Source organism: Cellulomonas algicola (assembly GCF_019024305.1).
GTDB classification, from domain to species: Bacteria; Actinomycetota; Actinomycetes; order Actinomycetales; family Cellulomonadaceae; genus Cellulomonas; species Cellulomonas algicola.
The window spans coordinates 452,168-471,543 of the sequence record NZ_JAHKSJ010000002.1; the positions used below are offsets into that span (position 1 = coordinate 452,168).

A 19,376-nucleotide genomic window follows, 5' to 3' on the forward strand; every position below is an offset into this window, starting at 1 on the left:
CTCCTCGTGGGGACGGCGGGAACGGACGGCAGTCACGTCGAGCCTAGGGGGAGCGTCGCGCGCACCTCGTCACCGCTGATTGCGCGTCGGAGGTGGATCCGTTGCGTGGTGGGCGCGTCTGGCAGCGATCCGTTGCGTCGGCTCAGAGGTGGTGCGCGTCTTCCTGGGCGGCCTCCTGCGCCGCCAGCCGCAGCGCGCGCCGCACCATGAGCGTGAGGAACGGGGCGGAGGCCGCACGCGTCAGACTGTCGGGCAGCGGGCCCGCGAGGTGCACCGACTCCGACCACGACACCCGCGCCGCGTCCGGACCCGCCGCGCGCACCTCGATCCGCGCCGTCCCGCGCAGCACCCGACCGACCTTCGTGAACTCGGCGACCCCTGGACGGTCGCCGTGCGGGGGGTCGAAGCGGTCGATCCGCATCCGGTCGACGAGCCCGCCGCCGCCCCGTCGGGCACGCGGCCCGGTCACCGCGACCACGTAGCCGTCCGCGACGTCCACGCGCGTCAGCGGCACCCACCGGGCATGGTTCCGTGCGTCCGCGACCAGGTCCCAGGCGCGCGCCGCCGGCAGCGGCAGGACCCGCGTCGTCGTGGTCATGGGGACTCCCTCCGCGGGCCGCCGCCCGTCGGCGGACCCGTCGTCACCATCCTGCGGCCACGGCCGTGCGTCGGCTCGTCGCACCTCGCGGTGGCGCGGGCCGCGCGCGCGAGGACGAGTCGCGGCCGGGGTAGCGTCGGACGCATGGAGAAGCGGGTTCTGGGACGTACGGGCAGGGACGTCGGGGTCGTCGGCCTCGGCTGCTGGCAGCTGGGAGGGGACTGGGGCGACGTCGGCGACGACACCGCGCTGCAGATCCTCGACGCGGCCGTCGACGCGGGCGTCACCTTCCTCGACACGGCGGACGTCTACGGCGACGGGCGCTCGGAGCGGCTCGTGGGCCGGTTCCTCGCCGCCCGCGGCGGTGCGGGGTCCGGGCTGACCGTCGCGACCAAGATGGGCCGCCGCGCCGACCCGCACGTCGCCGACGCGTACACGCTCGACGCGTTCCGCGGCTGGACCGACCGCTCGCGCAGCAACCTCGGCGTCGACACGCTCGACCTCGTCCAGCTGCACTGCCCGCCCACCGCGGTGCTGTCGCGCGAGTCGACCTACGACGCGCTCGACACCCTCGTCGACGAGGGGCGCGTCGCCGCGTACGGCGTGTCCGTGGAGACCGTCGACGAGGCCCTCACCGCGATCGCGCGGCCGAACGTCGCGTCGATCCAGATCATCCTCAACATCTTCCGTCGCAAGCCGCTCGACGAGGTGCTCCCCGCCGCCGCCGAGGCCGGCGTCGGGATCATCGCGCGCGTGCCCCTCGCGTCCGGCCTGCTGTCCGGCAAGTACGACGAGCACACGACGTTCGCCGCCGACGACCACCGGAGCTTCAACCGGCACGGCGAGGCGTTCGACGTCGGCGAGACGTTCTCCGGCGTGCCCTACGACGTCGGCGTCGCCGCGGCCCGCGAGGTCGCCGCGCTCACGCCCGCGGGGGCCACGACCGCGCAGCTCGCGCTGCGGTGGATCGTCGAGCAGCCCGGCGTGTCGGTCGTCATCCCCGGCGCCCGGACACCCGACCAGGCGCGTGCCAACGCGGCCGCGGCCGACCTCGCCCCGCTCGGGGACGACACGTCGGAGCGCCTGCGCACGATCTACGACGAGCGCGTCCGGGAGCACGTGCACGGCCGCTGGTGACGTCGTCAGGCCGGTCGCCCGCGGAGCCCGTGCTGGTCACGGCTGCGCGCGCGGCCGGCCCGTCGTCCGCGGGGTGGGACCACCCGTCTCGCGCCCGGGCGGGTGCCGGTCGTCGCGTGACCCCGCGTGACCGCGACGCGCTCAGGACTCGTCGGGTGCTGAGCTCTGCTCGGGAACCTTCGGGGTGCGGCGGCCGGTCAGCGCGCGCAGGCGCCGCCCTCGCTGCTCGGGGACCGCGGTGAGACCCGGCACGAGCGGTGCGCCGTCCTTGCGGTCCGCGACGATGAGCTTCGGCACCGCGCCCGCGGCCACCACGATCGTCTCCGGGAACTGCGCCGGCGGCGGACCGAACGCGGCACGCGCACCCTGGATGACCGTCCTGCCCAGGGCGCGGGCACCGGTCACGCCGACGACCGCACCGATCCCGTACGGCACGAGCCGCCCGAGCGCGAGACCCGTGTGGCGCGTGATCTGCGTGCGGAGCATCTTGCGGGTCAGCGTCGAGTTGACCTTGCGCACCGTCGCGATCGGCATGCGCGTGAGCAGCACGCGTGCCGCGTTCGCCGACGAGAACTCCGCCGCGTCCCCGACGGCCTTCGCGCCGGACTCGCCGAGGATCGTCGTGAGCAGCAGGGCACGGCGCCGCTCGACGTCCTCGACGTCGATACCGTGCACGCTCGCCACGGCCAGCGCGAACGCCGCGGACGCCCCGAAGAACGTCGCGACGTCGCTGGCCGTCAGCGTCAGCGCGATGCCCGTACCGACCGCGGGGGCCGCGGCTGCTGCACCGACGGCGCCGCCCGCGGCGGCCACGACGACCAGGTACTCCTTCTCGAGGAGCCGGACGAGCTCCTCGGGCGTCGCCTCCGGGTTGCGGCGGCGCAGCTGGTCGACGTGCGCGTGGATGGTCGACGACGGGATCGTCACCGCCTTGGCGAGCGCGGCCTCGACGAGGCGTGGCATCCGGTCAGCGCTCCCCGGTGACCGTCAGGGTCACCGCGGCCCCGTGCTCCAGGGTGCGGCCGACGGTGCAGTGCTGGTCGACCGCGCGGTGCACGACCGTGAGGAGGCGCTCGCGCGCGGCCGGGTCGAGGCTCGACAGGTCGACGACGAGCTCCTCCGCGAGCGCCGGGTAGCGGTCCTCGGTGTCGTGGGCCATGCCGCTGACCTTGATGGTCACGTCGACGTCGTCGCCGAGCCGGTGCGCGAGCGCCGCGTCGGACGACAGGCCGCTGCACGCGGCGAGCGCGATCTTGAGCAGCTCGCCGGGCGTGAACCGGCCCTCGTCGCCGACCGAGCCGATGAGCACCTCGGCACCGCGGGACGAGCGGCCCGTGTACTGCCGCTTGCCGGTGCGCTCGACCCACAGCTCGGTGTCGCCGGCGTTCTTCGTCACGTCGGGCGTCGTCGGGACCGCGGGCACGGGTGCGGGCGTGGGCTCCGGGGCGGGCGTCGCGGACTCGGCCGCGGGCGCGTCCGGAGCGGTCGGGAGCGTCTGCTGCGCCACCGTCTGGTCCGTCGTCATGCGCTCGATCCTGCCACGCAGGCGTCCGCGCGACCGCTCGGCGGGTGTTCGCCGTGCGAGGACGCGGTGCAGAGGTCGTGCGGTGAGGACCCGGTCAGGCGCCGCCCGCGACCTGGTCCAGGTAGTGCTGGTTGTACATGAGCCCGACCACGTTGCCGAAGGGGTCGACGACCGCGGCGGTCACGAACCCGACGCCGAACTCCGTGATCGGCTGCAACGGCGTCGCACCGGCCGCGAGGAACGTGTCGAGCGCCCTCTGCACGTCGTCGACCGCCCAGTAGGCGACGATCCCGCCCGGCTCGCCGGTGCGCAGGCCCGGGAGCGCAAAGCGGCGGTCGATGATGCCGAGCTCGGTCCCGTGGTCGCCCAGCCGGAACTCGAGGTAGCTCGGTGCCGCGGGCGGCTCAGGGCGCGCGTAGTACGGCTCGACACCCAGCAGGTCGGCGTACCAGGCGCCGGCGGCGGAGACGTCGTCGGCCCAGAGGGAGAGGGTCGAGATCCCGCGGAGCGTGACCGGTGCCGCCATGACCGTTCCTTCCGTCGTGGGGTGGTGCGTCCACGGTAGCGACGGGGTCCGACACGCCCGGCGGGCGCGTCCGAGGACCTGCGCGACCCGCTCGTCGGACCCGCGGCGTGTGGCTGGACGCCGCCCCCGCGGCGCGCCAGGGTGAGCGTGCCGGTGGTGGTCGTCGTGGCGACGGAGGTCCGGGTGGACGACGGGACGGGGACGCGCGAGCCGGTGGGCACGGGCGACGGGCGCAAGCGGGCCGCCGGGCAGGCACCGGCACCCGCGCACGCGCCGGCCGCCGGGCACGCGCAGCGCACGCTCGTCGTGCTCGCCGCGGTCGTCGTGGTGCTGGCCGGGATCTGGGCCGCCCGCGACCTGCTGGGACCGCTCGCGCTCGGCGCGGTGATCGTCGTCATCGTGCACCCGCTGCGGTTCCCCCTCGAGCGGCGCGGCTGGCCGTCGTGGGCGGCGACGGCGGTCGTGGTGGTCGTCGGGTGGCTCGTCATCCTCGCGATCGCGGGGCTCGTCGCGTTCGCGGTCGCGCGGTTCGCCGTCATGGTCGGCGACTACACCGACGAGCTCGGCTCGGTGGTCGACGACGCGTCCAAGCGGCTCGCCGGCCTCGGGCTCGAGGGGACCGCCGCGGACGCGGCGTCGGCGGCGCTCGACCCGGCCCGGCTGGTCGGCGTGGTCACGTCGCTGGGGTCGTCCGCGGTCTCGGTGCTCGGCGCGCTGCTCGTCGTCTTCGCGTACGTGCTGTTCATGGCGGCCGACGGTGCCCGGTACGCGAGCGCGGGGCGGCTGTTCGGCGACGAGCGCGGGCCGGCGCTCGCGCGCATCGCGCGGTTCACGACCGGTGTGCGGCGGTACTACGTCGTCAACGCGACGTTCGGTGCGATCGTCGCGGTGCTCGACGGGATCGCGCTCGCGATGCTCGGCATCCCCGCGCCGGTCGTGTGGGCCATCCTCGCGTTCGTCACGAACTTCGTGCCCAACGTCGGGTTCGTGCTCGGGCTGATCCCGCCCGCGGTGCTCGCGCTCGTCGTCGGCGGGTGGCCGCTCATGCTCGGCGTCATCGCGGTCTACTGCGTCGTCAACGTCGTGCTGCAGGTGCTGGTCCAGCCGAAGTTCGTGAGCGACGCCGTGGACCTGTCGCTCACGCTGAGCTTCGTGTCGGTCGCGTTCTGGTCGTTCGTCATCGGGCCGGTCGGGGCGGTGCTGTGCATCCCGCTCACGCTGCTGGTCCGGGCGCTCGTCCTCGAGCCGGACCCGTCGACGCGCTGGCTGCGGTGGTTGTCGGGGGACCGGACGGTGGTGCGGGCGCCGGGGCGGGACGCGCCGCCGGGAGCGGCGCCGGAAGCGACGCCCGAGCCGACACCGGCGCCGTCAGCGGCCGCGGACCCGGCGTAGCGCCTCGCGCAGCGGCGGGACGACGACGCCCGCCTCGGCCATGAGCGCACGCGTGCGGCGGCGGCTCGACAGGACGCCGACCACGCCCACGACCCACGGCACCAGCAGCACGGTGAACGCGATGCGGTACGCGTCGAGCGAGTAGGTGCCCGCGGCGTCCGGCTCGACGAGCTGGAGCACCACGCCGACGCCCAGCAGGCCCACGATGGTGGACGTGAACCCGCCGGTGTTGACGAACCCGCTCGCGGTGCCGAGCGACGTGGGCGGGGAGAACGTCCGCGCGAAGTCCATGCCGACCAGCGACACGGGTCCGCCCGCGCCGACGAGGACGACGAACACGACGAGCTGCCACATGGGTCGGGGCGTCGACGGGACCAGCAGCCACACCCACGCGACCAGCGTGACGGCACAGCTCGCGAGCACCGACCACGACCGGCGCAGCGGGTGCCGCGCCGTGAACCGCCCGACGACCGGCCCGGTGATCATGGCCGTCAGCGTGAGCGCGGTGAGCAGCACGCTCGCCTCCGCGGCGGTGCGTCCCTGGGCCGTGACGAAGAACGGCACGCCCCACAGCAGCGCCACGACGTTCGCGCTGAACGGCGTCGCGAAGTGGCTCCAGAACCCGAGCCGCGTGCCGGGCGGCTGCAGCGCCGCGCGCAGGGCGGGGGCCAGGCGCTCGTGGCTGAGCGGGTCGCGCGGCTGGGCGCTGCGGATGCCGCCGAACGCGACGCCCGCGGCGACGACGCCGACCACGGCCAGCGTGCCGAACGTCGTCGTCCAGCCGTGGTGGTGCAGCAGCCACGCGACGGGGATCGCCGACGCCAGGTTGCCCGACTGCCCGATGAGGCCCGTGACCTGCACCATCACGGGCGCCTTGCGCGGCGGGAACCACTCGGCGATCAGCCGGACCGCGCTGATGAAGATGCCCGCGTCGCCCGCACCGAGCAGCACGCGCGCCAGCAGCGCGAGCGGGACGGTGTCCGCGACGGCCAGCAGCAGCTGCCCTGCCGCCATGACGAGCGAGCCGGCCGTGATGACCGCGCGCGGCCCGAACCGGTCGAGCAGCCGGCCCGCCGGGATCTGCATGAGCGTGTAGAGCAGCAGCTGCGCCACGACGAACGACGAGAGCGCCGTGGCGGACAGCGCGAACCGGTCGACCGCTTCCACGCCGGCCACGCCCATCGCGGTCCGGTGCACGATCGCGACGAAGTAGGCGACGACGGCGGCCGCGTACACGGCGTACGCGCGCCGGCTGGAGAAGGAGGAGGGTGCGTCGGAGCGCGCCGGGGCGGGCGCGGGAACGCGAGACAAGCGGGGAACCTCTCCGGGACCCGGCCCGCGACGAGCACGCGGTGCGACCGGGGATGCTCACCAGCCTACGTCCGCGGGACGGGACGCCCGGCCGTCGAGCGTGCTCTCCTGCGGCGACGCGGCGACACTGTGGCGGACACCACGACCCGGCCGACGCCGACGCACCCAGATGGTCGGCACCCGACGAGAGGACCCTCCGTGCCCAAGCCCCCGCTGCCCGCCGACGTCGCCGCGCTGCTCGCCAGGCCCAACCCCGCGGTGATGGGCACCATCCACCCCGACGGCCACCCGGTGACCGTCGCGACCTGGTACCTCGTCGAGGACGACGGGCGAGTCCTCCTCAACCTCGACGCGTCGCGTGCACGCCTCAAGCACCTCCGCGCCAACCCGCAGGTCTCGCTCACCGCGATCGACGAGGCCAACTGGTACACCCACGTGAGCGTCCAGGGGCGCGTCGTGGAGATCCGAGACGACACCGCCCTCGTCGACATCGACCGCCTGTCCGTCCACTACGGCGGCAACCCCTACCCGGTCCGCGACCGGGCGCGCGTGAGCGTGCTCGTCGAGATCGACCACTGGCACGGCTGGGGCGCGGCGAAGCAGGACTGAGCGACCGCCCGGGTCTCCGACCGGACCGAAGACCCGGGCGGGCACCGGTGCGTCGACCGGTCGGGCGGCCGACGTCTCGACGGCGTTCCACCTCTGCTCGACGGCCAAGACGGTCACCGCCGTCGTCGCCCTGCGCCTCGCGCGCGACGGGGTCCTCGACCTCGACGCCGACGTGCAAGACGTGCTCGACCTGGAGGTCGTCCCGGCCGGCCCCGGACCGTCGTTCCGGCAGCTCCTGTCCCACCACGGCGGCGTCGTCGACCCGCCCGACGCGTTCACCCCGACGCCGGCTTCTGCCTGGTCGAGCGCGTCGTCGAGACCGTCTGCGGCGTGCCGTTCGCCGACGTCGTGCACCGCGAGGTCGTCGCACCGCTCGGCCTGACGGCGACGACCGCCTGGGCGGGCGAGCGGTCGGCCGCCGGTGCGCGCTCCTCGACGCTGGCCCGCGTCGTCGGCGCGGCCTGCGCGGGTCACCACCGCGACGGCACGCGCGTCGACGGGGTGCGCGTCCACTACGCCGGTCCGTCGGCCTCCGGGCTGTGGGCGTCGCCCGCCGACGTCGGCGTCCTGCTCGCCGACCTGCTGCGCGGCTGGCGGGGCGCGAGGTCCGTGCTGCTCGACCCGGCGTCCGCCGCCGCGATGCTCGAGGACCGGTACGACGACGGCGTCGGGCTCGGGGTGTTCGTCGGCGGCCCACGCGTCATGTCGCAGGGGTGGGGTGTCGGCTTCCAGGCGAAGCTCCTCGCCGACCGCGGCGCGGACCGCGCCGTCGCCGTCCTGCTCGCTCGCGACCCCGGCGTCCCCCAGGAGGAGTCCGTGGTGGGCCGCACCGTCCGCGCGCTGACGGGCTGAGACGTGACGTCGTCGCGGGCTCCGGCGCCGCGGCGCGCTGGTCCGATCGGGCGGTGCTCGGTACGCCGCCGCAGGTCGCCGGGAAAGCGGACGCCAGCGTGGGCCGCGGCCTGCCAGGATGTCCGCGCCGCGCGTCTGCCGCCCGCCCGGCGCGCCTGGGCGACCGCCCACCCGTGCGGCATGTCGTCTGGAGTCCCCGTGCAGTCCCGCAGCATCCTCGCCCTGCCCGTCTCGGTCGTCCTCGCCGCCACGCTCGCCGCGTGCGGCGGCGGAAGCGCCACCGCCGACGAGTCGCCCGCGCCCGTCCCCACCAAGGCCGCGTCCGCGACGCCGACGCCGACCGTCGAGGTGCTCTCGGCGACCAACCTCGTCGCCCGCCTCGACGGCGCGCTCAAGGCGCAGACGTCGTACGACATGACGCTCGACATGACCGGCGCCGCGACGTTCCAGGGCACCGCGAGCATGCAGGTCGTCGACGGCGCGCAGAACATGGCGATGCGCATGACGATGCCCGAGGTCGGCGACATGGAGATCCGCTTCGTCGGCGGCATGGCGTACCTCAAGATCGCGATGCTCGGCGAGCAGTTCTTCCAGATCGACCCGAACGACGCGTCGAACCCGCTGGCGGCCGACTTCGGCGGCATGACCGAGCAGTTCGACACCGGCCTGTCCGGTATGGAGACGGCCATCACGAGCGTCGAGCCCGCCGGCCCCGAGGAGACGATCGACGGCGTCACCGTGCAGCCGTACACCGTCGTCGTCGACACCACGAAGCTGACCGGCGAGGCCGCCGCCAAGCTCGCGGAGGCCGAGTCCGTCGCCGCGCTGCCCGCGACCCTCACCTACACCTACTGGGTCGGCGAGGACGACCTGGTGCGCAAGGTGTCGTACGAGCTGATCGGCATGACGACGACCATGACGTTCACCAACTTCGGCGCGGGCACGCCCGTGACGGCGCCCGCCCCGGAGCAGATCACCACGGAGATGCCGTTCTGACGCACCTCCGCCTGACGTCGTGGGCCGCGTGACCTCCCCGGTCGCGTGGCCCACGGCCGTTCTCGGGGCCGTTGCTGGTGGCGCCCGCGGCGGCCTGCCGCGCCCCCGTCGAGCATGGTGCTTGACCCTCACGCCGTGTCAGGCTCCAGCGTGGTCGACGCCATGTACACCATCGGAGAGTTCGCCGGCATCGGTCGGGTCAGCGTGCGCATGCTGCGCCACTACGACGCCATCGGCCTGCTGCGGCCCGTCCACGTCGACGACCGCACCGGGTACCGCCGCTACGCACCCGCGCAGGTCCCGCACCTGCTGCGCCTCGTCGAGCTTCGCGACCTCGGCGTCGGCCTGGACCGCATCGCGACGGTCCTCACCGCCGACGACGAGCACGCGGCCTTCGCCGAGGTGCTGCGCGAGCGGCTGCGGGAGATCGAGTCGGAGCTCGCGGCCGAGGCCGCCCGCGCCGACCGGATCCGGCGCAAGCTCTCCCAGCTCGAAGGAGAAGTGCCGATGTCCGTCGCAGTCGACTACCGCGCCCTGCCGTCCCTCACCGTCTACGCGCTCGCCGGAGTCGCGCCGGGAATGGGTCCCGAGCACGTCAGCCCCGTCGTCGGACCGCTCATCGAGCGGCTCGACACCGCCCTCGAGGCCGCCGGCCGGCCGATCCTCGAGCCGTCGACCTTCTGGTACGAGCCGCACGACGACGACACCCTCGGCGTCACCGTCTCCTACCCGACCGGCCCCGACCCGCAGCCCGGCGACGGGTACGACGTCGTCGCCCTGCCCTCCGTGCCGCTCGCCGCGACCACGCTCCACCACGGCGACATGAGCGGCATCGGCGAGTCGTGGATGGCGCTGTTCGAGCAGCTCACCGCCGACGGCTACCGCGTCGCCGGCCCGACGCGCGAGGTCTACCTCGAGGCCGAGGGCCACGAGCCCGGTCCCGACTGGGTCACCGAGCTCCAGGCCCCCGTCGAGCGGGTGTCCTGACCCCGTCCGGTCGCCGCCCGGCAGCGCACAGGGCGGCGACCGGCCTGGGCGACCGTCCTCGCCGTGCCGAGCGGATCCGATCCGCTGCAGAGATGAACCGTCACCCCCGCGCGCAGCGCGCTGCTACCGCGTCCTGGTGGGCGCCGCTGCCAGACTGACCGCCGTGAACGACCTGCGCAGCCGCTTGGTCGCGGGCTTCACATGGCGGTCCGACCCGCCCGTCTGGCCGGCGACTCGCATTTACTACGCCGACTACAGCTCCTGGTGGCGCGACCCCGCGGTCCTCGCGGAGATCGGGCCCGCGCTCGCCGGACTCTTCCGCGACGCGGAGCCTACGGTCGTCCTCGGGACCGAGTCGCACGGCTTCCTCCTCGGGCCGCTCGTGGCCCTGCACCTCGGGATCGGCTCCGCGGCTGTGCGCAAGAAGCCCGAACGTGCGTCGCACGACGAGGTGTGGCTCGTCCGCAGGACGCCGCCCGACTACCGCGACCGGCACCTCGACCTCGCGGTCCGTCGTTCCGTCCTGCGGACGGGGGACCGTGTGCTCTTCGTCGACGAGTGGGCGTCGACGGGCGGCCAGGCCCTGGCGTGCCGGCAGCTCGTCGAGGACGCCGGCGCACGGTGGGCGGGAGCCGCTGTCGTCGTCGACGCGATGGAGAGCTCGGCGGACCGACGCGCGCTCGACCTCCGGGGCGTGCTGCACATCCGCGAGCTGAACCGCCGCTGACACGCCATGCCTGCCTGTGGGCCGTTCGGTGCTGCTGTGCTGTGGGCCCCGTGGGGATCGAACCCACAACCCGCGGATTAAAAGTCCGCTGCTCTGCCAGTTGAGCTAGAGGCCCCGACGGATGGGACTGTCACCGGGGGACCTCTCGACTGTGGTGTCGTTCGCCCCTGGTGTCAGTCCCGGTCGCGGGTCGAGGCTACGGCACCGCGGGCCCGCCTGATCGGGTGTAGCCCTTGCCGCTCATCCACGCGAGGACGTCGAACACGCGGAGCGCCGAGATCTCGGTGCCGAGGTCGGCGGCGTCGCGGAGGTCGAGCAGGTGTCGGTGGTGAGCCTTGCCGTCCGTGGTGAGCCAGGCGTGCAACGGACCCCAGTACTGGCCCTTGACGATACGGAGCTCGGCGGTGATCACGGTGTCGAGGATCGGGGCCATGTGCGGGCGCTTGCGGGCGAGGAGCGCGGCCGTCTTCCCGATCGTGTCGATCGACCGGAGCTCGCGGTAGAGGGCGCGCAGCGGCCAGTCGTCGCCGACGTCGTCGACCGTGAGGTCTGCGAGAGCGACGTCGGTCGGGACCCTGCGGAGGAGCTGGTGCAGTCGGGCGCGGCGACGCTCGAGGATCTCGAGCGCGGCGTCGCCCTTGATGTTGACGGACAGGAGCGCGACCGCCACGAGGTCCTCGGCGACGAACTCGTCAGCGACGGCCGGTCTGTCACCGCCGCCTCCGAGTCCCTCGAAGCGGGGCCGGAGAAGCGCCCGCGCGGACGCGGGGCGAAGTACGAGCGCAGCACCCGGACGGCCTCCGCCGAGCCCGAGCTGCTGAGCAAGAACGCGAGCTCGCCTCGAGGCTCGATGGGGCCGTGCTGGGTGGCCATCGCGTCGCCCCTCGTCGATTCCTCACCGGAAGGTCGCTGGCCTGCCGTGCAGCGCGTCGTACCGTGCCACGGCCGCGCTCTGCCCTACGCGTCGGTGAAGTTGCAGGTGATGACGAAGCGGATGGGCTTGTCGAACGTGTAGGTGCGGTCGCCCTCGTTGGCGTCACCCAGCTCGCTGACGAAGTAGGTCTTGCCGGTCTTGATGACGACGAACGCCACCGGGGACGGCTTGGTGTACGTCCGCACGCCGTGGCCGACGGTGGCCTTCGTGCAGTCGTAGACGCCCTCGTACTCCCACGTCGCCGGGTCGTCGCGCGGGTCCCGCGGGCAGGCCGCGCCGGGTGCGGCGGACGCGAGCAGCGCGGCGCCGGCGAGCGCGGCGGCGGTGAGTGCTAGACGTGCACGGGCCATGGAGTCCCCCTCGAAACGACGGGCACCGCGCGAGTCGTGGTGTCCGGTTTGTCACGGTAGAGGCGACAGTCGCTGCTCCAGAAGGGGCATCCGCGCGATTCACCCGCCGCCCGTTGTCGGTGCTGCGTGGTGCGATGACGCCGTGGCCTGGTGGAGGAAGCGTCGCAGCACCCCTGATCCGATCCGTCCCGGGTCCGCGGACGGCGCGGGGGTGTCCGAGCAGCCGCTCGAACGCGTCGCGGTCCTCGGTGAGACTCCACCCACCGAGGTGATCGGCACGACGAGCACGGGCGACGTGCTGGCGTTCCGCGCGCCCGCCGACGACCTGGTGGCGTGGTGGCGGCAGCTGCGCGCGGAGCACCCGCGCACGGGCCTGTGGCCGGTGCTCCTCGGACCGGAGGTGGGCGACCTGTGCGCGGTGCTGCCCGGTGCTGCCCGCGACGACTACGACCCCGCTGCGGAGCTGGCGCGCGCGGATCGCATGACGCTCGACGACCTGCGGACGCTGCGGGCGCGGCGCACGGAGCGCTACGCCCACCTGGGCGGCGACGACGCGTTCGGCGACGAGGACGACGACGACGCGCTGGCGATGGTCGAGCCCGCCGCGCTGGCCCGCCATCCGGCGACGTTCACCGTGGCGAAGGCCGACGGCCTCGTGGCGCTGGTCCCGGCGGCGCACGGGTGGCAGGTGCCCGTCCTGCTCGGGTGGGACGGCGGCGTGAACTACGACATGGAGCCCGTGGACCACGCGGTCGTCCTGCGCGACTGGTACGAGCGGTTCGGTGCCGAGCTCGTGACGCTCGACGGCGAGCAGGTGCTGGAGCTGTGGGTGGAGCGTCCGCCCGCGAGCACGACGGAGGCGCTCGCGGTGGCGCGTGAGCACTACGAGTACTGCTACGACGTGGTCCACCAGGGCGTCGGCTCGTTGACCGACCTCGCGGGGGACCAGGTCGGGTCGAGGTCCTGGTACTTCTGGTGGGACTGAGCGTCTCGGGCGCGGTGTCGTCGCCGCCGACGGGTGGTCAGCGGCACGGCGTCCAGAGGTGAGGGTGGGCGCCGACGCGCACGAGCGCCTCGTGGCCGCCGTTGATCGCCTGCGGCACCGTGGGGAGCGGCGCGCCGGCCGAGTCGAGCATGAGCTGGAACCCGACGCCGGTCTCGTAGAGGAACGGGCGCAACGGCGGGGTGGCGCGCTCGTCGCGGATCGCGCCGACGACCGTCCCGTCCGCGTCGGCGTCGGTGACCTGGAGGTCGACCGGTGACCCGTCCGGCGTGGGCGCGGGCACCACGTCGTACCCGCCGGAGGAGGTCCACGTGACGACGGCGTCGCCGCGCCCGGTGGTCCGCACGCGGTATCCGACGACCCGGCCGTCGTCGGCGAGAGCGACCGGGACCACCTGGCTGCCGTCGGCGAGCGGCGGCAGCGCGGTGACGCCGCCGGTCGGCGACCAGAGGAGCACCTGCCGGCGGAACGCGCCGGTCGCGTCGGTCCCGGCACCCGACCCGAGGACCCAGCCGGACGCGTTGATCGCGACGGCCTCGGTCGAGCTCCACGCGCCCGAGGGTGGGGGGAGCACGCGTCGCCGGTCGGTCCAGACGAACGCCTCGGTGCGGCCGGGGGAGGCGACGGGGTCGCTCGCGCCCACGACGGTGTTCGCGTCGTTGACGGCGCGGACGGTGTCGTAGCGGTCGGGCGACCGGTCGACGGGCACCAGTGGCAACGGGCCGTCGACGCGCACGGCTTTCGCGATCTCGTACCGCGGGCCCTGCACCGCGGCGGTGCCCGCGACGCGGCCTCCGGGCGAGACGGCGGTCAGCTCGGACCGCAGGCCGCCCTCGATGCCGCCGTACCAGCGGGTGGTTCCCGTGGTCGCCTGCCACGACATCGTGCGGAGCCGGGTGTCGTAGCCGACGACGAGCCCGTCGTCGCCGAGGTCGAGCGCGAACGGGACGGGCACCCGGGTCAGCGACCCGCAGACGGTCCCCGTCCAGCCGGTCGCCGGTGCCGCGTCCGCACGCGCGGGCGTCACCGGCGTGCCCCCGACGGCCAGACCGGCCACGACGGCGAGCGCGAGGAGCGCGACGGCAGCGGGTCGACGGCGGCGGCGCGGCCCGCGACGCCGACCCGACGCGCGGTCGACCGGGCGTCCGGCCCTCGGCGTCAGGCCGCCGGGCACGTCGGGGTCCACAGGTAGGGGCGCTGGTCGGACATCAGGAGCACCTGGCCGGCCTCGCTCATCCGGTAGGGCACGCCGCGCAGCAGCGCCCCGTCGGGCCCGGCCAGGCGGCGGAAGCCGGTGTCCGGGCGGTAGAGGAACGGCAGCGCCGAGCCCGACGTGGGGTCGATGATCGTCCCGACCGCACCGCCGCGGTCGTCGGCGGAGATGACCTGCAGGTCGCCGCCGGGCGACGGCACGAACGTGTACCCCGCGGTCGGCGACCACGTGACGAGCGCGTCGTCGTCCCAGTCGGGGGTCAGACGGTGGCCGGTGATGCCACCCTGCTCGTCGATGTGCTCGGCGACGAAGATGGCGTCGTCGGGCAGCGGCGGGAGCTCGAGGACGGTCCGGTCCGGGCGCCAGACGAGCACCCGGTGGTGGTACACGCCCTGCGCGTCGAGGTGGTACCCCCCGCCGAGCACCCATCCGGCCTCGTTGACCGACCGGGTCTGCACGAACCGGTACGAGGCGTCAGGTGTCGGGAGCACGTGCTTGCGGTCGGTCCACACGAACGGCTCGGTCGCGCCCTGCGCGCCGAGGACCTCGCTCGTGCCGACGACGACGTTGGCGTCGTTGACGTCGTGCACCTGGTCGGCGGTCCGCAGCGAGCGGTCCACCGGGCGCAGGGGGAGGGGGCCCTCGACGCGCACGGCCTTCGGCGGGTTCGTCGTCGGGCCGTCGACCTCGGCGACGCCTGCGACGCGTCCGCCCCCGCTGATCGCGCTGATCTCCGAGGACAGGCCGCCCTCGATGCCGCCGTACCAGCGGTAGGTCCCGGTCCGGGAGTCCCAGGACGCCGCCCGGGTCCGTCGGTCGTACCCGACGACGACGCCCGCGTCGTCCACGTCACGGGCGACGGTCAACGGGACCTCGGTGCGCGAGCCGCACACCGAGCCCTGCCACCCCGTCACGGGTGGGTCGTCGGCGGCGGCCGGTGGCACGGCGACGGCGGTGCCGAGCGAGGCGGCGAGGATCGAGCTCAGGACGAGATGACGTCGCACGGAAGTGCCCCCTGTGTGCGGGTCGCCGCCGCAGCGGCCGACCGATGGTGCGGAGACGGGGTCGTGCCCCGTCCCGCTCATGCTGCGGGCGACGTCGCCGAGCGGCGACCGGAGTCCACCGGCCGGGCGCGTGCGGTCGACGACCGGGCCCGGGGGCGGGTGTGACGCGAAGGGCGAGGGGGCGTGGGCTGCCGGTGGGCGTCACCGCGGGTGAAATACGGACGAAACGCCCGAACGTGCCACGCGAGGCGGGCAGACTTGCGACCTCACGACTGGGTGAGAGCGCTCTCAGCGCGCGATGACCTCAACGGAAGGCCGGCCAAGCAGATGACCGACATCCCCGATCTCACCGACTGGCTCGTGGCGCAGCCCGACCTGTTCGAGACGAAGAAGAAGCTCTTCGGCAAGACCGTGATCCACAAGCCGTCAGGCGAGAAGGTGGTCGAGGGGTACCGCTACTTCCGCTCGAGCATCGACGAGCTCGTCACCGCCTTCGAGAGCGGCGACCTGGCCGCGGTGCAGGCGCTCGAGTACGCGGTCGACGAGGACGGGGACGCCGACACGAGCGCCGTCGCGCTGCTGCTCGCGTACACCAAGAGCGGCGCGTTCCTCGCGGCGCAGCCGGAGGAGTACCAGGACTACGTGCCCGTGCGCGTGCGTGAGCCGCGCTTCTTCCCGGGCTCGACCGCGCTGGTCGAGAGCCTCGACCAGACGAGCTGACCGCCGGCACGTCGTCGGACGGGCGGCGCCGCGGACGGGGGGCCGCGGCGCCGCCTCGCGTCACCGGGGTGCCGCCCGTCGCGCGTCGCCCGCGGCCTTTCGCGTGCCGCCCGTCGCGCGTCGCCCGCGGCCTTTCGCGTGCCGCCCATGGCGCGCGTCACTCGCGGTCGTCACCGCCGGTGCAGCGGCCCGGCGCGCGGGTGAACCGCGGCAGGAGCGGTCCGGAGCGGCCTTCCGCTCCGTTACGGTGCGCCGGTGAGCGAGCACACGGGACACGAGACGGGCGGGACGCCGTTCGCACCGCCGAGCGGCCGACGCCCCGGACCCGACCTGACGAAGGCCGGCGAGTCGGCGGCTCCCGCAGCGGAGGCCTCCCCGTTCGCCGCGCCCGCCGCGCAGCAGGCGTCGCCGTTCGCGCCGCCCGGCCCCGCCGCCCAACCCGGCCCCTCCGCCCAGGCGGGCACCCCCGTGCCGCCCGGCCCGTACGCCCAGCCGGGCTCGTACGCCCAGCCCGGCGTGTACGCCCAGCCCGGCCCATACACGCAGCCCGGCCCGTATGCCCAGCTCGGCTCGTACGGCCCGGCTGATCCGTACGCGCAGCCCGGCCCGTACGCCCAGCCCGGCCCGTACGCCCAGCCCGGCGCGGCCCCGCAGCCGCCGACGTACGGCCATGCCGCTCCCGCTGCTCAGCCGTCCGCCTTCGGTCAGCCGGCGCCGTACGGGGCGCCCGCCCCCGCGACGCCGACCTACGGCGCCGCCCCCGGCTACGGGTCGCCGTACGGGGGGCCGCCGGCCTACGGCGCACCCGGTCCGTACGGCGGTGCGCCCGCGTACGGGGCGCCGTTCGGGTACGGGCCCGCGGCCCAGCCGCCGACGGAGGCCCTGGCGATCGCGTCGCTCGCCACGAGCGTCGGTGGCCTGCTGCTGCTCGGCGGCGTCCCGGGACCGGTCGGTCTGGGTCTGGGCATCGGGGCGTTGCGGCGGATCCGCCGGCGCGGCACCCGGGGTCGCGGGATGGCGATCGCGGGTGTGGTCGTCGGGGCGGTGAGCACGCTGGTCTTCGTGGGCTGGGTGTGGCTCGCGGTCTGGGCGGCGTCGAACCCGGACTTCGCGAGCGACGCGTCGGCGGAGCTGCCCGACTACACCCTGCGCTCGGACCTGGTGGTCGGCGACTGCCTGGAGGAGTACCCGAACGCGCTCGACCTCGGGACGGCGGGTCCGGTGGACTGCGGCCAGCCGCACGCGCTGGAGATCGTGGCGGTGCTGCCGCTGTCGGCTCCGGTCGACACGTACGCGGACCCGAGCGACGCCGGGTACGACGAGGGGTTCGCGGAGTGCGCCGCGCAGATCGACCGTGCCGCGCCGGAGCTGCTGGACGAGTGGACGGTGTGGACCGACGTGAGCTTCCCGCACCCGGACGACTGGGCGACGGGCGCGACGTCGGCGTACTGCGCCGTGGCGACCGACTACCCGGACCTGCAGGGGTCGGTGCTCGACGGCACGGTCACCGCGCCGTAGCCGCGGCACGGCCGCACCGCGAGCGCCGGACGGGCTTTGTCCGGATCGTCCTGACGCATTGTCAGGTCCATTGATGCCGACGCAGCGCGCCTTTTCGTGAATGATTCCCCGAGCATTTCCCGCGGGATGTCGACGAGCGCACCGGTGCGGTGCGCCGAGCGGTCGGGCGGCGAGTTGGCTGGTCACGGGTGTGTCTCGGCCCGGTCACGACCGACTCTGAAAAGCCGCTGGTCGTGACCTGGATGGGACGTGCACGTGACGGGCCCGTGCTGGCGGTGACCCGTTCCGGACCGCAAGGCTTCAGTCCTCGGACAAATGGAGGCGACTGATGCGCGGACGGATCTCGGCGGGGGCACTCGTGACGGCAGGGCTGCGGGCGGGCAGGCGAGGGCGGGCGCGGGCGTCGACCCGCGCGACGGCGGTCGTGGCGGCGGCCACCCTCGTCGGCGCGCTCGCGGCGTGCAGCGCGGGCGACTCGGGTGCGGACATGGACATGTCGCAGGCCGAGGGCGGCTACGACGACTCGTTCTCCACCGAGGAGTGGCGCGACGTCCCCCTGGACGACCAGGAGGAGTACGACGACTCCCCGGAGCAGCCGTTCCAGGACGTGCGGACGAGCCCGCTGTCGACCTTCTCCTCCGACGTCGACACCGCGTCGTACAGCAACCTGCGCCGCCAGCTGCGGCAGGGCGTCGCGCCGGACGGGGTGCGGATCGAGGAGCTCGTCAACTACTTCGACTACGACTACCCGGCGCCGGACCCGGACGCGGCGGACCCGTTCACGGTGACGACGCAGGTCGCCGACGCGCCGTGGGCGCCGGACCACCGGCTCGCGATGATCGGCGTGCAGGCGACGGCGGAGAAGCCGACGAGCCGCGGTAACAACATCGTCTTCCTGCTCGACGTCTCCGGGTCGATGGACGAGCCCAACAAGCTGCCGCTGCTCGCGGAGTCGTTCTCGCTCCTGGTCGAGCAGCTCGACGAGGACGACACGGTGTCGATCGTGACGTACGCGGGGAGCAACCAGGTGCTCGCGGACTCGGTGCCGGGCGACCACCGTCGTGAGCTGGTGGGGATCCTGCGCGAGCTGCGGGCGGGCGGCTCGACGGGCGGCGCGGCCGGGCTCGAGACGGCGTACGAGCTGGCGACGGAGAACTTCGTCGAGGGCGGCAACAACCGGGTGATCCTCGCGACCGACGGCGACTTCAACGTCGGCCCGTCGACGCCCGAGCAGGTGACGGACCTCATCGAGGAGCACGCGAAGACCGGCGTCTACGTCTCGGTCCTGGGCTTCGGGATGGGCAACCTCAAGGACGTCACGATGGAGGCCATCGCCGACCACGGGAACGGCAACTACGCCTACATCGACACCCTCGAGGAGGCGCGCAAAGTCCTGGTCGACGAGTTCGACTCGACGATGTTCGTCGTCGCGCAGGACCTCAAGGTGCAGGTCGAGCTCAACCCCGCGACGGTCTCGCGCTACCGGCTGCTGGGCTACGACAACCGGCGGCTCGAGGACGAGGAGTTCGACGACGACACGAAGGACGCGGGCGACGTCGGCGCGGGCCACTCGGTGACGGCGTTCTACGAGCTCGTGCCGGCGGACGGCGCGTCGGCGGAGGACGACCTCGACTACCAGGACGTCGAGCCGGGCGGCTCCGACGACTTCCTCACCGTGCACGTCCGCTACAAGCAGCCGGGCGGGGACGCGAGCACCGAGGTGGTCTTCCCGGCGGGGTCGGACACGTACACGACGCGCCCGACGGCGGACTTCCGGTTCGCGTCGGCCGTCGCCGAGTTCGGTCTGGCGGTCTCCCGGTCGGAGCACGCGGCGGACGCGAGCCCGGCCCGGGCCCGGGACCGGGCGCGCGAGGCCCTCGGCGAGGACCCGTACGGCCTGCGCTCGGAGTTCGTCGGCCTGGTCGACGACTACGTGCGGATGACGGGCTGAGCCCAGGCCCGACGACGTGCCTC

Annotated in this window: 19 protein-coding genes, 1 tRNA gene and 1 pseudogene; 11 read left to right on the forward strand and 10 right to left on the reverse strand. The window is 74.3% G+C overall.

Going from position 1 to position 19,376, the window contains the following annotated elements:
• Window positions 1-142: 142 nt before the first annotated feature.
• On the reverse strand, window positions 143-598 hold the full coding sequence (locus tag KOV94_RS02085; protein ID WP_124341375.1) for an SRPBCC family protein: 456 nt from the start codon (window positions 596-598) through the stop codon (window positions 143-145).
• Between the two features lie 144 nt (window positions 599-742).
• Between KOV94_RS02085 and KOV94_RS02090 the strand changes: the two genes are divergently transcribed.
• Complete coding sequence (locus KOV94_RS02090; protein WP_218051084.1) at window positions 743-1,735, forward strand: aldo/keto reductase; 993 nt, start codon at window positions 743-745, stop codon at window positions 1,733-1,735.
• A gap of 141 nt (window positions 1,736-1,876) precedes the next feature.
• Here KOV94_RS02090 and KOV94_RS02095 read toward each other — a convergent pair whose 3' ends face one another.
• From KOV94_RS02095 to KOV94_RS02105, 3 genes are all read right to left on the reverse strand, one after another.
• Complete coding sequence (locus KOV94_RS02095) at window positions 1,877-2,698, reverse strand: hypothetical protein (RefSeq protein ID WP_124341373.1); 822 nt, start codon at window positions 2,696-2,698, stop codon at window positions 1,877-1,879.
• A gap of 4 nt (window positions 2,699-2,702) precedes the next feature.
• Window positions 2,703-3,260: an OsmC family protein gene (locus KOV94_RS02100; protein ID WP_225915907.1), complete on the reverse strand. Its 558-nt coding sequence runs from the start codon at window positions 3,258-3,260 to the stop codon at window positions 2,703-2,705.
• Window positions 3,261-3,354: 94 nt separating this feature from the next.
• On the reverse strand, window positions 3,355-3,786 hold the full coding sequence (locus KOV94_RS02105; protein WP_218051085.1) for a VOC family protein: 432 nt from the start codon (window positions 3,784-3,786) through the stop codon (window positions 3,355-3,357).
• 183 nt (window positions 3,787-3,969) lie between these two features.
• Between KOV94_RS02105 and KOV94_RS02110 the strand changes: the two genes are divergently transcribed.
• Complete coding sequence (locus tag KOV94_RS02110) at window positions 3,970-5,178, forward strand: AI-2E family transporter (protein ID WP_308160315.1); 1,209 nt, start codon at window positions 3,970-3,972, stop codon at window positions 5,176-5,178.
• Here the strand turns inward: KOV94_RS02110 and KOV94_RS02115 are convergent.
• Window positions 5,155-6,489: an MFS transporter gene (locus KOV94_RS02115; protein WP_218051086.1), complete on the reverse strand. Its 1,335-nt coding sequence runs from the start codon at window positions 6,487-6,489 to the stop codon at window positions 5,155-5,157. The genes KOV94_RS02110 and KOV94_RS02115 overlap by 24 nt on opposite strands.
• A 198-nt stretch (window positions 6,490-6,687) precedes the next feature.
• Here KOV94_RS02115 and KOV94_RS02120 point away from each other — a divergent pair, with 198 nt between their 5' ends.
• From KOV94_RS02120 to KOV94_RS02145, 5 genes and pseudogenes are all read left to right on the forward strand, one after another.
• Window positions 6,688-7,098, forward strand: a complete 411-nt coding sequence (locus KOV94_RS02120; protein WP_218051087.1) for a TIGR03618 family F420-dependent PPOX class oxidoreductase — start codon at window positions 6,688-6,690, stop codon at window positions 7,096-7,098.
• A 109-nt stretch (window positions 7,099-7,207) separates the two neighbouring features.
• Window positions 7,208-7,950: pseudogene (locus KOV94_RS02130) on the forward strand (serine hydrolase domain-containing protein); the annotation flags it as partial.
• Between the two features lie 198 nt (window positions 7,951-8,148).
• Window positions 8,149-8,946 carry an SCO4651 family lipoprotein gene (locus tag KOV94_RS02135; RefSeq protein ID WP_218051088.1) on the forward strand — a complete coding sequence of 266 codons (798 nt, stop codon included), beginning with the start codon at window positions 8,149-8,151 and terminating at the stop codon, window positions 8,944-8,946.
• A 162-nt stretch (window positions 8,947-9,108) separates the two neighbouring features.
• The gene (locus KOV94_RS02140) at window positions 9,109-9,933 is read left to right on the forward strand and encodes a MerR family transcriptional regulator (RefSeq protein WP_124344223.1); all 825 of its coding nucleotides are present in this window, start codon (window positions 9,109-9,111) and stop codon (window positions 9,931-9,933) included.
• Between the two features lie 163 nt (window positions 9,934-10,096).
• Complete coding sequence (locus KOV94_RS02145) at window positions 10,097-10,660, forward strand: phosphoribosyltransferase family protein (RefSeq protein WP_308160316.1); 564 nt, start codon at window positions 10,097-10,099, stop codon at window positions 10,658-10,660.
• A 42-nt stretch (window positions 10,661-10,702) separates the two neighbouring features.
• On the opposite strand, the gene KOV94_RS02150 is transcribed toward KOV94_RS02145, so the two are convergent.
• The 3 genes from KOV94_RS02150 to KOV94_RS02160 all read right to left on the reverse strand — a co-directional run bounded on the left by KOV94_RS02150 (window position 10,703) and on the right by KOV94_RS02160 (window position 11,944).
• Window positions 10,703-10,775 (reverse strand) — tRNA-Lys (locus KOV94_RS02150).
• An 81-nt stretch (window positions 10,776-10,856) separates the two neighbouring features.
• Window positions 10,857-11,552, reverse strand: a complete 696-nt coding sequence (locus KOV94_RS02155) for a DUF6308 family protein (protein WP_308160354.1) — start codon at window positions 11,550-11,552, stop codon at window positions 10,857-10,859.
• A gap of 65 nt (window positions 11,553-11,617) precedes the next feature.
• Window positions 11,618-11,944, reverse strand: a complete 327-nt coding sequence (locus tag KOV94_RS02160; RefSeq protein WP_218051090.1) for a hypothetical protein — start codon at window positions 11,942-11,944, stop codon at window positions 11,618-11,620.
• Window positions 11,945-12,086: 142 nt separating this feature from the next.
• On the opposite strand from KOV94_RS02160, the gene KOV94_RS02165 reads away from it, so the two are divergent.
• The gene (locus KOV94_RS02165) at window positions 12,087-12,929 is read left to right on the forward strand and encodes a DUF4253 domain-containing protein (protein WP_235843549.1); all 843 of its coding nucleotides are present in this window, start codon (window positions 12,087-12,089) and stop codon (window positions 12,927-12,929) included.
• Between the two features lie 37 nt (window positions 12,930-12,966).
• Here KOV94_RS02165 and KOV94_RS02170 read toward each other — a convergent pair whose 3' ends face one another.
• Both KOV94_RS02170 and KOV94_RS02175 read right to left on the reverse strand, forming a co-directional pair.
• Window positions 12,967-14,121 (reverse strand): hypothetical protein, encoded by a 1,155-nt coding sequence (locus KOV94_RS02170; protein WP_218051091.1) that lies wholly within the window; start codon window positions 14,119-14,121, stop codon window positions 12,967-12,969.
• Entirely contained in the window at window positions 14,106-15,164 is a 1,059-nt protein-coding gene (locus KOV94_RS02175; RefSeq protein ID WP_218051092.1) for a hypothetical protein, read from the reverse strand. Before KOV94_RS02175 ends, KOV94_RS02170 begins: the two co-directional genes overlap by 16 nt.
• Before the next feature lie 327 nt (window positions 15,165-15,491).
• Between KOV94_RS02175 and KOV94_RS02180 the strand changes: the two genes are divergently transcribed.
• The 3 genes from KOV94_RS02180 to KOV94_RS02190 all read left to right on the forward strand — a co-directional run bounded on the left by KOV94_RS02180 (window position 15,492) and on the right by KOV94_RS02190 (window position 19,353).
• The gene (locus KOV94_RS02180; RefSeq protein ID WP_124344228.1) at window positions 15,492-15,884 is read left to right on the forward strand and encodes a hypothetical protein; all 393 of its coding nucleotides are present in this window, start codon (window positions 15,492-15,494) and stop codon (window positions 15,882-15,884) included.
• Between the two features lie 255 nt (window positions 15,885-16,139).
• Complete coding sequence (locus KOV94_RS21130) at window positions 16,140-17,402, forward strand: DUF4190 domain-containing protein (protein WP_218051093.1); 1,263 nt, start codon at window positions 16,140-16,142, stop codon at window positions 17,400-17,402.
• A 328-nt stretch (window positions 17,403-17,730) separates the two neighbouring features.
• Window positions 17,731-19,353 carry a vWA domain-containing protein gene (locus tag KOV94_RS02190; RefSeq protein ID WP_218051094.1) on the forward strand — a complete coding sequence of 541 codons (1,623 nt, stop codon included), beginning with the start codon at window positions 17,731-17,733 and terminating at the stop codon, window positions 19,351-19,353.
• Window positions 19,354-19,376 lie beyond the last annotated feature (23 nt).

Bases quoted from the DNA above. Each gene is read 5' to 3' on its own strand.
- KOV94_RS02105 (WP_218051085.1), bottom strand. From the start codon at position 3,786: ATGGCGGCACCGGTCACGCTCCGCGGGATCTCGACCCTCTCCCTCTGG.
- KOV94_RS02100 (WP_225915907.1), bottom strand. From the start codon at position 3,260: ATGACGACGGACCAGACGGTGGCGCAGCAGACGCTCCCGACCGCTCCG.
- KOV94_RS02140 (WP_124344223.1), top strand. From the start codon at position 9,109: ATGTACACCATCGGAGAGTTCGCCGGCATCGGTCGGGTCAGCGTGCGC.
- KOV94_RS02160 (WP_218051090.1), bottom strand. From the start codon at position 11,944: ATGGCCCGTGCACGTCTAGCACTCACCGCCGCCGCGCTCGCCGGCGCC.
- KOV94_RS02180 (WP_124344228.1), top strand. From the start codon at position 15,492: ATGACCGACATCCCCGATCTCACCGACTGGCTCGTGGCGCAGCCCGAC.
- KOV94_RS02095 (WP_124341373.1), bottom strand. From the start codon at position 2,698: ATGCCACGCCTCGTCGAGGCCGCGCTCGCCAAGGCGGTGACGATCCCG.
- KOV94_RS02190 (WP_218051094.1), top strand. From the start codon at position 17,731: ATGCGCGGACGGATCTCGGCGGGGGCACTCGTGACGGCAGGGCTGCGG.
- KOV94_RS02090 (WP_218051084.1), top strand. From the start codon at position 743: ATGGAGAAGCGGGTTCTGGGACGTACGGGCAGGGACGTCGGGGTCGTC.
- KOV94_RS02085 (WP_124341375.1), bottom strand. From the start codon at position 598: ATGACCACGACGACGCGGGTCCTGCCGCTGCCGGCGGCGCGCGCCTGG.